Source organism: Brucella sp. 22210 (genome assembly GCF_052045675.1).
GTDB lineage: Bacteria > Pseudomonadota > Alphaproteobacteria > Rhizobiales > Rhizobiaceae > Brucella.
The window spans coordinates 222112-235432 of sequence record NZ_JBQEPD010000001.1 but is presented as its reverse complement, the minus strand read 5'-3'; the positions used below and the strand labels follow the sequence as shown (position 1 = coordinate 235432).

The window sequence follows — 13321 nt, the reverse complement described above, 5'->3', positions numbered from 1 at the left end:
CCTTTGATTTGATGGAAATCATAGTTCCCCAATACAGGCCACATCGCTGCCTTAATTCGCAACTGCTGTAAAATTTTGATATATCTTGCTTCATCGGGCTGGGAGAATCTGCAGCGTAACTGTTTTAGCAAGTCCTGCGCCGGTTCCTTCAACTTTGATGCAAGCTGCGTAACATTCCGTGATATTGGCCATTTTAGGCCTTTTCAGCGCCTCATCTGGCCGAATCGGGTGGCTTGAGCAACTGGCAAAACGGGTACGTCCAAAAGTGATCGAGCCCGCCTTTCGGTCACGAAAGACGGGCTCAAAGAGCAGTTTTTATCGAAGTTCAATCAGCCGAAAGAATAACCGGCGCCGCGTACCGTGCGGATCGGATCGAGTGCGCGACCCAAGTTGATAGCCTTGCGCAGGCGTCCGACATGGACGTCGACGGTGCGATCATCGACATAAATGTCCGGTCCCCAGACACCATCGAGAAGCTGGCTGCGTGAGAAAACGCGACCCGGCGACATCATGAAATATTCCAGCAGGCGGAACTCCGTCGGTCCAAGTCGAACTTCCTTTTCCTTGCGGTAAACACGATGCTGCTGGCGGTCGAGCACCAGGTCACCGACCTTCAGCACATGCGACAGCAGGCTTGGATTGGCGCGGCGCAGCATGGCCTTGACGCGGGCCAGAAGCTCGGGGGTCGAGAATGGCTTCACCACGTAATCGTCGGCACCGACGCTCAAGCCGCGAACGCGTTCGCTTTCCTCACCGCGGGCGGTCAGCATGATGACCGGCAAACGTTCCGTTTCCGGCCACTGGCGCAGACGGCGGCACAGTTCGATGCCGGATACGCCAGGAAGCATCCAATCGAGGATGAGAAGATCCGGTACGTTCTCGCGCAGCGCGATTTCAGCCTCGTCGCCGCGTAGCATCGTATCCACCTGATAGCCTTCGGCCTCAAGATTATAGCGCAGCAGAACGCTCAGCGCTTCTTCGTCTTCCACCACAGCGATTTTGGGTACCTGTGACATCCAATATTCCCTATTAAAATCCGGCGAGCGGAAGATACACGTCCCCCCATCGACCGCGTGTCGCCGCGCTATTCACTCATTCTCCACCGCATTTGGAGCACCTTTCGGCAAAGCCGTCCTGATGTGTTCCAAACGCAGCGCTTACTCAGGGCTTGCGTGCCTCATCCACGACGATGCCGTGGCTCAGGTCTTCTTTCGGTCGTTCGGCAGGCATCTGCAGGCCGGTAACGATGTAATAGACAGTTTCCGCAATGTTGGTCGCGTGGTCGCCGATGCGCTCGATATTCTTGGCGCAGAACAGAAGATGCGTGCAGGCAGAAATATTACGCGGATCTTCCATCATATAGGTGAGCAGCTCGCGGAACAGCGAGGTGTACATAGCGTCGATCTCGTCGTCACGATCACGCACGACATTGATCTGCTGCACCGAGCGCGACGCATAGGCGTCGAGCACGTCTTTCAGCTGGGTCAGCGCCAGTTCGGCCAGGGTTTCAAGGCCACGATAGAGCTTGACCGGCTGGCGGGACTCCGAAACGGCTGCAACGCGCTTGGCAATGTTCTTGCCCAGATCGCCAACGCGCTCCAGATCGGCGGAGATACGGATCGAACCGATGATCTCACGCAGGTCGACAGCCATCGGCTGGCGCTTGGCGATGATCATCACGGCCTTGTCGTCGATTTCGCGTTCGCTGGCGTCGAGGATCAGGTCGTCGGAAATGACGCGCTGTGCGAGAGCGTTGTCCGCGTTGACAATAGCGGCGACCGACTGTTCGACCATACGTTCCGCATGTCCGCCCATTTCGGCGATCTTGTGGGTGAGAAACTTCAGTTCCTCATCGTAGGAACGAACGGTATGCTGAGACGGCATGGTAGACCTCGTAATATAAATTGCGGGGAAGCCGCACTTCTGTTTGTTCTGGCACATTCCGCAGGCAAGGGAGACTTGTCCCCTGCCCCAGTCCGTTAGCCAAAGCGTCCGGTGATGTAGTCCTGCGTGCGCTTTTCGGTCGGCGCAGTGAACATCGTTTCCGTATCGCCCACTTCGACCAGATTGCCGAGATGGAACATGGCGGTGCGCTGCGAAACGCGAGCCGCCTGCTGCATGGAGTGGGTGACGATGACGATCGTGTAGTTCTGGCGCAGTTCGTCGATCAGCTCTTCCACCTTTGCGGTGGCAATCGGATCGAGCGCCGAGCAGGGTTCGTCCATCAAAATGACTTCCGGGCTCACCGCAATCGCACGTGCAATGCACAGGCGCTGCTGCTGACCACCGGAAAGACCCGTTCCCGCATCGTGAAGGCGATCCTTCACTTCCTCGAACAGGCTGGCCTTCTGAAGGCTCGTCACGACGATTTCTTCAAGATCGGTCTTGGAGCGGGCCAGACCGTGAATGCGCGGGCCGTAAGCCACGTTCTCGTAGATCGTCTTCGGGAACGGGTTCGGCTTCTGGAACACCATGCCGACACGGGCGCGCAGTTCCACGACATCGATCTTCGGATCGTAGATATCCTCATTGTCGAGGGTGATCTTGCCACCGATGCGGCAACCTTCAATGGTGTCGTTCATGCGGTTGAGCGAGCGAAGGAATGTCGACTTGCCGCAGCCGGAAGGACCGATCAGCGCCGTCACCATCTTTTCCGGAACATCCAGATTGACGTCGAAAAGAGCCTGCTTCTCACCATAGAATACGCAAACCTTGTCGCCGCGCATCTTTACGGAACTGGCGTTGGCGTTCATCTTTTCTCCTACGGCTTTCTCGAGAGTACGTTCTGTCATCAAGTTCATAGCTTCGACTCCCGTTTACCAGCGGCGCTCGAACCGGCGGCGCAGAATGATTGCTGCAATGTTCATCACGGCCAGGAACAGAAGCAGGACGATGATAGCGCCGGACGTGCGTTCCACAAAGGCGCGTTCTGCTTCATTGGCCCACATATAGATCTGGACAGGCAAGGCGGTCGCCGGTTCCATCGGGGTGGACGGAACATCCGCCACGAAGGCCACCATACCGATCAGCAGAAGCGGAGCGGTTTCACCAAGCGCATGGGCCAGCCCGATGATGGTGCCCGTCAGAATGCCGGGTGCGGCAAGCGGCAGGACGTGATGGAAGACCATCTGTGTCTTGGAAGCGCCGAGACCAAGCGCTGCGGCGCGGATCGATGGCGGCACCGCGCGAAGTGCGGCGCGTGTTGCGATAATGATCGTCGGCAGCGTCATCAGCGTCAGAACCAGACCGCCGACCAGCGAAGCCGATCGCGGCAGGCCGAAGAAGTTGACGAAAACTGCCAGACCCAACAGACCGAACACGATGGACGGTACGGCTGCGAGGTTGTTGATGTTCACCTCGATCATATCGGTCCAGCGGTTCTTCTTGGCGAACTCTTCCAGATAGATCGATGCGGCCACGCCGATAGGCAGAGCCAGACCCAGCACGATCAGCATCATATAAAGAGAGCCGACCAGCGCCACACCGAGACCGGATGTTTCCGGGCGGCTCGATGCGCCATAGGTGAAGAGGCCGGTATTGAAGGCTTCCTTCATGACGCCTTCTTCCGAAAGCGTCTTCATCCAGCCGATCTGACGGTCAGAAACCTTGCGGTTCGTTTCGGGCACAGTCAGGTCGATCTGCCCCTTGAAGGCGGAATCGATGTCTGCGCCAGCCAGAACCGGAACGGTCTGCGTCGTGCCGATGAGTGACGGATTGTCCATCACCATCTGGCGAAGCTGAATGCGTACGCCATCCGAATAGAAGCGACCGAGATCGCGCATGGCCGGACGGTCCGTGGGCGACACGCCAAGCTTTTCAGCAAGGGCGTTGCGCACCAGAAGCGGATAGTTCGCTGTGATCAGCACATTCGGATCGGTCGCACGCTTGTTGCCCGGATCGATCACCTGCGCTTCAAGCTTGACCGGCAGGTAAAGCGTCGTCTGCCAGAAAGCGGTGTAGCCCTTGGAGAAAACCGAGAACAGCAGCGCGCAGAGAAAGAACACACCAATGGCGATTGCAGCAATGCCATAGAGGCGGAAGCGGCGTTCGGCGGCATAGCGGCGCTTGAGCCCGATATCGCGGCGCACCGGCTTTGCAGAAACCGCGCCGCTTGCGTTGAAGGTCGTATCGGTCATTATTCGTACTGCTCCCGGTACTTGCGCACGATGTGCAGCGCAAAGATGTTCATGATCAGCGTCAGGACGAAAAGCGTGATGCCGAGCGCAAAGGCAACCAGCGTCTGTGGCGAGTTGAACTCAAGATCGCCGGTCAGCTGGTTGACGATTTTCACCGTGATGGTGGTCATCGCGTCGAATGGATTGATATTGATACGTGCCGCAACGCCTGCCGCCAGAACCACGATCATGGTTTCGCCGATGGCGCGTGAGGCTGTCATCAGAAGTGCGCCGACAATGCCGGGCAGAGCCGCAGGCAGGACAACACGCTTGACGGTTTCGGAGCGGGTTGCGCCAAGACCGAGCGAGCCGTCGCGCAGCGTGCGCGGAACGGCAGTGATGATGTCGTCGGAGAGCGAAGACACGAAAGGAATGAGCATCACGCCCATGACGAGACCGGCTGTCAGAACGCTCTGCGCCATGATGAAGCCCTGCCCGCCCGCAATCGCAGCGGAAAGATCACGCAGGAACGGGCCAACCGTCACAAGGGCGAAGAAGCCGTAGACGATACTTGGAATACCGGCCAGAAGCTCCAGCACCGGCTTGACCACCGTGCGCACGCGCGGCGAGGCATATTCTGCCATGTAGATGGCGGCGAACAGGCCGACCGGAACCGCGAACAGCATCGCGACCAGCGCGATATAGAGCGTACCGGCCAGAAGCGGGATCAGACCGAACTGGCCCGTTTCACCACCGGAACCGGCAGCGGCAAAACGCGGATCCCAGACCGTACCGAAGAAGAAGTCCCAAGGGGAAACAGCCTGAAAGAAGCTGATCGTCTGGAACAGCATCGAGCAGATGATGCCGATGGTCGTCAGAATGGCGATGCCGGAGGCGGCGATCAGCCCCCACAGCACGATGCGCTCGACATTGTTGCGGGCGCGCATGCGGCGGTTGATCGTGGAGAGGCCGAAAATCAGACCGGCAACAGCAATGACCAGCGCCACGGCAGCGCCGATGGTGTGGGTGAGGTCCGTCGCCTTCTTCAGATAGAGGGCGATGGGCACCATGTAGTCCTGGCCCTCGGTCGCGAGAGCCACGCCCTTATTGCCGAGAACCGTGCGCGCATCCTGATAGTTGGACGGGAAGCTTTCCAGCTCAGCCGGCGTCAGGCGCTCAAGGCCATTGGCGAGACCGCGCACCATACCGAGCTGAAGGCTACGATTGGTATAGGAACCACCCTCGACCGCATCGGGCAGGCGCGAGGAGGCGCTGAGATCGAGATAAACAGACGCTCCGATGGCCCAGACAGCAAGAAACAGAACTGCAGGCAATGCAGAAACGAGGAAAACCCACCAGCCATGATAATGCGGGCGGGAATGCATTTTCTCGGCCGTCGGCCCTTGTGGGGCGACAGGCTGCGCTTTGTCCAGTGCAACAGCGCGCTGACGGCCGATAAAGAAGCCGACTAACCCGATTGCAATGACGCTAACGAGAACCAGAAAGAAGGACATTCAATTTCCCCGGTTGCCCTGAAAAATGCGAAACGACAAAGACATGACCCCTATGACCAGACTGTCAGTTCCGCGCGATTGCGCCTCTCATATTAGAATGGCGCGAAAGGAGAAGAACGCGGGGAGGTTTCATCCCCGCGTTCCACAGTTTTAGTCTTACTTTGCAGCCATCGTCTTGCCGTCGGTGAAGGCAGCGCGCTGTGCTTCGCGCTCTGCATCCGGGGCCGGAACCAGACCGTATTCAGCGAGCGGGCCGTCAGGACCGATCATCTGATCGTTCAGGAAGAAATCAACATATTCCTTGAGGCCCGGAACGACGCCGAGGTGAGCCTTCTTCACGTAGAAGAACAGCGGGCGCGAAACCGGATATTCACCCGAAGCAACGGTGGCAGCCGACGGCGTGATGTCGTTGACGGTCGCAACCTTCAGCTTGTCGGCGTTGTTTTCGTAGAAGTAGAGGCCGAAAACGCCAACGCCGGTCTTGTTGGAGTCGATGCGAGCCAGCGTTTCAGCATAGTCGCCGTCGATGTCGACAGCCTTGCCGTCCTTGCGAACTGCGATACAGGCCGAAGCGGCAGCCTTGTCGTCGAGACCGGCCTTCTTGATTTCGTCCAGAGCGCCCGAGTGCTTGCAGCCGTCAGCAAGAACCTTTTCTTCGAAAACTTCACGGGTACCGTGCTTTTCGCCCGGGATGTAGGCAGCAATGTCCCAATCCGGCAGGTTCGGGTTGACCTGGTTCCACTTGGTGTTTGGATTGTCGACCAGCTTGCCGTCGACAACAACCTTGGCAGCCAGAGCCTTGTAGACGTCTTCCGGCTTCAGCTTCCAATCCGGACCCTTTGCGTCGGTCGCGAATACGATGCCGTCATAACCGAAGCGCACTTCCTGAACGTCCTTGACGCCAGCGTCGACGCAAGACTTCAGTTCCGTGTCCTTCATGGCGCGCGATGCATTGGCGATGTCGATGGTGTTTTCACCGACGCCCTTGCAGAATTCCTTGATACCTGCGCCCGAACCGCCCGATTCAACAACCGGCGTCTTGAAGTTCGGGAAGGTTTCGCCGAAGGTTTCAGCGACGATCTTTGCGTAAGGCAGCACGGTCGAGGAACCGGCAACCTGAATCTGATCGCGCGCCTGGGCAGCGGAAACCGACAGAACGGCAGCAATGGCCAGCGCCGCGGTCGAGGAAATCATCTTGTTCATGAGCAGCAGCTCCTGTTGTAAAAAGCCTATGACGATTAGCGTCAGTAGCCGTCTACGCGCTCTATATTACATTCATATGACAGTAATGTTACAGGTTTGTATCAATGCTCCGCGCCACCAATTGTGTGGGGTTTCGCAGGCATTGGAAGAGCTGCTGGAACTGTTATGGGAATCAAAGCCGTAGACGCGGCAGACGGGCTCCCGTGGCCTCGATGCCCGCTACATCGGCATTGGCAAAGGCAAAACGCAGAAAGGCTTCCTGTCCTTCGCCGAAGAAGACGCCCGGCAATGTGACAATGCCGAGCGACTTCGCAAGGCGCTCGGCCACCGTCACAGAAGATGTGCCGTCAAAGGGATGGCGCACGAAGGCAAAATAGGCTCCCACCGCCTCGACGCGCCAGCCATCGACACCCGCCATGACGGAACGAAGCGCTGCGGCCCGGCGTGCAATCTCCTTGCGGTTGTCATTGCGCCAGGCTTCCAGCGGCGCAAGCGCACGGGCAACAGCCACCTGGGGGGCGCGTGTGGCGCAGATTTGCAGATTGTCCATCACCTTGGCGATATTGGACACCATATCGGCACCCGCAACAATCGCCCCCAGACGATGCCCCGGAATGCAGAAGGATTTTGAGAAACTATAGAGCTGGATCAGATGCGATGGCCAGTCGGCCTCGCCAAACAGCCCATGCGGCGCTTCATCGGCATTCGGCAGAAAATCGCGATAGGTTTCGTCGAGGATCAGCCATGTTCCGTTGGCACGGCAGAGCGCGTAGATCTGGCCAAGCAGTTCCGGCGGATAGACCGCGCCGGTCGGATTGTTCGGAGAAACCAGCGTCAGCGCCTTCACACCGGGATGCAGCGCCGCCTGCACATCCTCGACCGTCGGCACAAAGCCGTTTTCCGCACGGCATGGAAATGAAGCCGGTTTAATGCCGAGCATTTCCAGCGAGGAGCGGTGGTTGAAATAGAACGGATCGGTGGTCAGCACCGTATCGCCGCTGCCGGCCACACACATGATGGCTGCAATGAAAGCCTGATTGCAGCCGGATGTGACATGTACATTGTGCGCTTCAATCGATGCACCATAAAGCGAAGCGACATGTGCGGCATAGGCCTGACGCAGCACAGCCTCGCCTTGGATCGGTCCGTAGCCAGCGCAGGCGAGCGATCCCGCCGCCTCGCCCAGAAACTGCAACATGTCTGGATGCGGCGGATAACCCGGAACCGCCTGCGAAAGATCGATCAGCGGACCGTGGCTGCCGTCATAATCCCGCGCCCAGGCCTGCACAGCCGGAATGGGCGGCGCGGAGAGTTGATCGATCAGCGGATTGACGGCGGGCAAATTCATTGTTGGCTCCCATGGCAATTGCGCCCCTCTTATCGTGAAGGGCCGGTCGGTTGAAGCCGTTTATTCGCTGGGTCGCGAAAGCACATAAGCCGCAGACCCCAGCATGAAGATCGTCACGGAAATTGCCAGCAGCGGGCCCGGATGAGCACCCCACCAGAAAAGCCCGTAGCCGACAGTCATGCCCAGACAGGCATAGAGCTTTGCTTTTGGCGGAATGGCGCCACGGTCGCGCCACTTGATGATCAGCGGACCAAAACGCGGATCACGAAGAAGCCGTGCTTCAAGCCTGGGCGAAGACCGCGCGAAGAACCACGCCGCCAGTATGATGAAAATCGTTGTCGGCATGACCGGCAAAAGCGCACCGATAATGCCAAGCGCCAGCATGACAAATCCGAGCACGAGAAACAGTACCCGCTTGCCAGCGGAGATCGCCGGAACGGAGGCATTCGTGTTCGTGTCAGAAGGATCGTCCTGCATGTTTTCCGTTGGAATCGCACCTGTTCACAACAGGCTTATAGCAGGATTTCTTCCATAAATTGCACTGGCTGCACGGTCAAAGAAACGTCATAAGCCCCGTTTTCCGGCCTGTGGATAACAAAAAGACGACCTGTGAAAATTACCACTCACACGCCAGAATTGTAATTTTGCCCGGAAAAGGCCGCATTTCGACAACTTTTAGAAGGTGCTTCAAAACTTGGTCTACAAATAAAAATTGCAGGGTCAGACGCAAGCGCCACAAAGGTCGCAAGCAGCTTTTCTTGGATTCCACGCCTGAAAACATGGACGCGCTCAGCCCAGCGCCAGATTCCTAACGAATCGTAAACGCTTTTACAGCAATCGAACTGAATCCTTCCAAATATTCCTCAGTTTTGTTTCAGAATATAAGTAAACAACGCATAGTATAGGATGATTTTCCGCTGCGGATATAGATTCAATTACCGCACAATGTTCTCATTCGAATCACGTCATCGCCACATTTAGATTCCACTTCGCTCAGGTCTTTCTCAGCAAAACTGTCAAAGCGCCCCGTTAACAACTAGTGGAACTGGTATGAACTTCAAGACCCGTATGGCTATGCTCGGCTTTGCAGCAACCAGCCTTCTCGCTGTCAGTGCAATCGAAGCCTCGGCACAGCAATGCGGCGGTGCCTCCTGGTACGCCCTGACCTCCCGCACGGCATCGGGTGAACGTATGAACCCAGCCGGATTGACCGCAGCGCACCGCTCCCTGCCGCTTGGCAGCAAGGTCAAAGTTACCAATCAGAGAAATGGCAAGTCGCTCGTCGTGCGCATCAACGACCGCGGCCCGTTCATCAAAGGACGCGTGCTGGATCTCTCCAAGGGTGCTGCAAGCCGTCTCGGCTTCATTGGCGCCGGACACACCAAGGTCTGCTTCACGCCGATGTAATCCGGCGTAAAGACATCTTCGGATAATAAAGTGAAAGCGGCCCGGATCGGACCGCTATTGCTTTATTTGCGATCCAGCCGGTCGGTGAACCACCTGGTCAGGTTGATCCAGACGTCATCCTTTTCCGCCGCATCTTCGATGCCGTGTTCGAGATTGGGATTGTCGTTGACTTCGATCACCACGACACCGTCATCGGTTTCCTTCAGATCGACACCGTATAAGCCATTGCCGATGCAGCGCGCGGCGCGCAGCCCGGTTTCCAGAACCGCTTGTGGGGCCTCTGCCAGCGTGTAGGTGCGAAAGCCGCCCTCAAGTGGTTTGCCGCCCGTATCGTGCTTCACGATCTGCCAGTGGTTTTTCGCCATCATATACTGACAGATGAAAAGCGGCTTGCCGTCGAGAACGCCGACGCGCCAATCGAAGCGGGTCGGCATATATTTCTGCGCCAGCAACAGATCGCTATCCTGAAGCCACAGCATCGCCAGCGCTTTCAGCTCGCCCAGATCACTCACCTTCTTCACGCCGCGTGAGAAAGAGGAATCCGGGATCTTGATGACCAGCGGAAAGCCCAGGAGATCGGCAGCCCGCTCCAGATCCTCTTCACCCGCAATCATCACGGTCTGAGGCACCGCCACATCATTGGCCTGCATCAGCTCGTGCAGATAGACCTTGTTGGTGCAGCGGATCATCGAAATCGGATCATCGATGACCGGCATGTTTTCCTGCTGCGCCCGGCGCGCAAAGCGATAGGTGTGGTTGGAAATCGATGTGGTTTCGCGGATGAACAGCGCATCGTAATTGGCAAGACGCGAGAGGTCCTTCTTGCCGATTGGTTCGACCTCGACGCCAAGTCGCGCCGCAATCTTCGCCCAGTGCTTCAGGGACGCCATGGATGATGGCGGCATCGCCTCTTTCGGATCGCAGAGCGTGGCCACGGAATAACGGGCCGGAACTTTCGGCTTGGCCGCCCGCCATTCGCGCTGGGTGTAGCGGTCGAGCGCATCCTCAAAACGCTCCTTTTGATGTTTCGAGAATTTCGAAATATTGGAGAAGCCGATTTTCTGGATACGCGCCCACTCACCCGGCTTGACCGTCACTTCCAGCGACGGAGCCCGGAACCAGTCGAACAAAAGCCTGCCGAAACGCTCGAATTCCGGGTTCTCGGACAGACCGAAATGGACGTGGATGGTTTCAGGTGCTTTTTCCGGGTGCTTGCCCAGCGCCTTGTTGAGCATGTCTTCCAGTTCGGGGATGGCATTCTCATAGAGCCGACGCTCGGAAAGATCGATCATCGTCTCAACGGACGGAATGATGCGATGGCCGCGCGCTTCCGCCAGAAGCGAGGCATAATAGCCGCGGCTCTGATAGGCATAGGTGCGCGACAGGTTGATGATGCGCGGGCGCTGCTGGCCGTTAAACAGCGCCGGATGTGCGAGATAGTCACGATTGGTCATGACCTTGTGCGGTGTGGCGCCATTATCGATATCCGAGAGGCGCCCAACGAGAATGACGCAGATCGTCATCAGTCTGTCCCTTTTTCGAGAATCACTGCTGCCCTGAGCCCATCGCTGCCGAAACGGGCGATACGGTCGAAAATGTGAAATGGAACCGGCACATTGGCCGCATCGGCGATGCTCTCGCCTTGCTCCTCTTCCACCCATGGGTCATGAATAAAGATGTGACGGCCATCCTCGCCATGGGCGAGCACCCAATGCGGCACTTTGTTGCCGAACATGAGATAGCCGCTGATCAGAACGATCACCGACGCACCGCGCCGGAGCGCCGTGACGATGTCAAACAAGGTGAAGCCGCGATAATCCACCGGGATGCCATAGGCTTCCGTGCGCTGGCGGAAATCGGTCTGTGCAAGCTGCATCACCCGGCGCTTTTTCTCCGAACGCACCGATTGCAAAAACAGCATGTCCTCAATGGAAACGATGATGGACGCCTTCAATCCGTGTTCATACCCCGCGACGGCAAGGCCGAAAGGTTCGCAGCCGCCCGGTCCAGACATCATGTAAATCGTGGTCGCGTCGCGCCACAGGCGAACTTCCAGCACCGGGTCGAGTTGCACGCCGGGCTTGTGATAGGCGAGCGCCATCATCAGGCAGGCCGCCCCGCAGGTGAAATCGGTCGTCTGCCGGTAATAGGGAAATGTCGTGATCGGAGGGATGCCGCCGCGCACCGTCTTTTCAAAACGCAGGGCGTCGGAATGATCGGCATAATAATCGAGATAGCGCCCGATTGGGCGATAACCGTTGCGCTTATAAAGCGCGATGGCCCGCGCATTATCCTCGCGCACTTCGAGCCGCAACAGCGGGCGATCGTGCTCATAGGCCGCCGTTTCAGCAGCCTGCAACAGAAGCCCGCCTATACCTTTTGCACTCGCATCCGGATCGACGGCGATCGAATAGAGCCGCGCCATCGCCGTACCGTGCCGGAAAAGGATCATCGCATAGCCGATGATCTTGCCATCGACTTCCGCAATGATCGTTTCAGCGGTGGGACGCGCGATCAAGGCGCGGAAGGAGCGTCGGGAAATGCGGTCTGCTTCAAAGCAGCGCTCTTCGATGCGCAATAACGCATCAATGTCGTCTGCCGTGGCCTTGCGCGTGGTTGCGCTTGTCATCCCGTGGCCTTTGCAAATGGACCTCAAAGGTCCGGTCGAATGTGCCAACCATTGGCATATTCGCTGGCAAAAACAAGCTCCCCGAGCATGGCAAAATTATGAGTGGCAACCGAGCGTTCTCGCAGCCCCAAAAACACAATAAATTCAATCTATGATTGTATATTTACGCATTACCCGTGTTAACCATTAATTAAGATGTTGGGCGATGAAGCGGCAAATCGAATTGACTCCGAAGTGTTTCAGATTTTAACGTTTCGTTAATAAACGAGTATCCGGCAAGGACCAGATCAAAGGTCCCCACCAAAGGCGTTGAGTATGTTTTGCGTAGTTCGCTCGACCAAGAAAATTATGGCAGCTGCTGCTTTCGCGGCTTCGGTGCTGATGACAGGCTTTGGCGCTGAGGCAGCCTCTGGCGACTTCATGCAGACCGGAAAGGTCACGTCCCAGCCGATCGGCCATTACGAATTCTGCAAGCGCGAAGCACAGGAATGCAATATCGCCAGTCGCGACACCAGCCCGTTGCAGCTTGGCCATGCCAATTGGCAGCGGATTGTCGAAGTCAATCTTTCGGTCAATGAGCGCATCAAGCCGATGACCGACATGGAAATCTACGGCGTCGAGGAATATTGGGCTTACCCAACCACCGTCGGCGATTGCGAAGACTATGTGCTGCTCAAGCAGCGCGAACTGCAAAAGGCTGGCGTTCCGATCACCGATCTTCTGATCACCGTGGTGCGCAAGCCGGATGGTGAAGGCCATGCCGTCCTGACCGTTCGCACTGATCGTGGTGACTTCGTCCTCGACAATCTGACCGACGAAGTTCTGCGCTGGAACGAAACCGATTATACCTATCTGAAGCGTCAGGCCACGAACAATACCGGCCGCTGGGTCAGCATCGAGGCCCCGGACAACCTGCTGGTCGGCTCGGTTCGTCACTAAATCATAAGCTTCCAAAAATTGAATTCAGACCCGGAACATGCTAGACAATCCGGGTCTAAAAAGGAGAGGCCGGTGCGGTTAGCCCGGTTCCGATACAGCGTCTGGCATGATGCATGTATGGGTCCTGACCTTCGCGGTTCTGTTTGCAAACCCGTCGAGTCCCCTG

Annotated in this window: 12 protein-coding genes; 2 read left to right on the top strand and 10 right to left on the bottom strand. The window is 57.3% G+C overall.

What is annotated here, in order from left to right:
• Positions 1-329 precede the first annotated feature (329 nt).
• The 8 genes from phoB to ACTJKP_RS01110 form a co-directional block, all read right to left on the bottom strand.
• Positions 330-1016, bottom strand: coding sequence for a phosphate regulon transcriptional regulator PhoB (gene phoB, locus ACTJKP_RS01145; RefSeq protein ID WP_078337701.1), 687 nt, complete (start codon positions 1014-1016; stop codon positions 330-332).
• Positions 1017-1161: 145 nt separating this feature from the next.
• Positions 1162-1884 carry a phosphate signaling complex protein PhoU gene (gene phoU, locus ACTJKP_RS01140; protein WP_006468129.1) on the bottom strand — a complete coding sequence of 241 codons (723 nt, stop codon included), beginning with the start codon at positions 1882-1884 and terminating at the stop codon, positions 1162-1164.
• 95 nt (positions 1885-1979) lie between these two features.
• The gene (gene pstB, locus ACTJKP_RS01135) at positions 1980-2753 is read right to left on the bottom strand and encodes a phosphate ABC transporter ATP-binding protein PstB (RefSeq protein WP_377513859.1); all 774 of its coding nucleotides are present in this window, start codon (positions 2751-2753) and stop codon (positions 1980-1982) included.
• 63 nt (positions 2754-2816) lie between these two features.
• Entirely contained in the window at positions 2817-4136 is a 1320-nt protein-coding gene (gene pstA, locus ACTJKP_RS01130) for a phosphate ABC transporter permease PstA (protein WP_078337699.1), read from the bottom strand.
• A complete protein-coding gene (gene pstC / locus ACTJKP_RS01125; RefSeq protein WP_440629407.1) occupies positions 4136-5629 on the bottom strand; it encodes a phosphate ABC transporter permease subunit PstC in 1494 nt (497 codons plus the stop codon). Before pstC ends, pstA begins: the two co-directional genes overlap by 1 nt.
• A 156-nt stretch (positions 5630-5785) precedes the next feature.
• A complete protein-coding gene (locus ACTJKP_RS01120; protein ID WP_078337697.1) occupies positions 5786-6832 on the bottom strand; it encodes a PstS family phosphate ABC transporter substrate-binding protein in 1047 nt (348 codons plus the stop codon).
• A 172-nt stretch (positions 6833-7004) separates the two neighbouring features.
• On the bottom strand, positions 7005-8174 hold the full coding sequence (locus ACTJKP_RS01115; protein WP_440629623.1) for an aminotransferase: 1170 nt from the start codon (positions 8172-8174) through the stop codon (positions 7005-7007).
• Positions 8175-8240: 66 nt separating this feature from the next.
• Positions 8241-8657, bottom strand: a complete 417-nt coding sequence (locus ACTJKP_RS01110; RefSeq protein ID WP_440629406.1) for a YbaN family protein — start codon at positions 8655-8657, stop codon at positions 8241-8243.
• A 573-nt stretch (positions 8658-9230) separates the two neighbouring features.
• On the opposite strand from ACTJKP_RS01110, the gene ACTJKP_RS01105 reads away from it, so the two are divergent.
• Complete coding sequence (locus ACTJKP_RS01105) at positions 9231-9587, top strand: septal ring lytic transglycosylase RlpA family protein (RefSeq protein ID WP_078337695.1); 357 nt, start codon at positions 9231-9233, stop codon at positions 9585-9587.
• A 62-nt stretch (positions 9588-9649) separates the two neighbouring features.
• On the opposite strand, the gene ACTJKP_RS01100 is transcribed toward ACTJKP_RS01105, so the two are convergent.
• On the bottom strand, positions 9650-11110 hold the full coding sequence (locus ACTJKP_RS01100) for a RimK family protein (protein WP_440629405.1): 1461 nt from the start codon (positions 11108-11110) through the stop codon (positions 9650-9652).
• Positions 11110-12216 (bottom strand): peptidase C39 family protein, encoded by a 1107-nt coding sequence (locus ACTJKP_RS01095; RefSeq protein WP_440629404.1) that lies wholly within the window; start codon positions 12214-12216, stop codon positions 11110-11112. Before ACTJKP_RS01095 ends, ACTJKP_RS01100 begins: the two co-directional genes overlap by 1 nt.
• A 315-nt stretch (positions 12217-12531) precedes the next feature.
• Between ACTJKP_RS01095 and ACTJKP_RS01090 the strand changes: the two genes are divergently transcribed.
• Complete coding sequence (locus tag ACTJKP_RS01090) at positions 12532-13155, top strand: transglutaminase-like cysteine peptidase (protein ID WP_078337692.1); 624 nt, start codon at positions 12532-12534, stop codon at positions 13153-13155.
• Positions 13156-13321 lie beyond the last annotated feature (166 nt).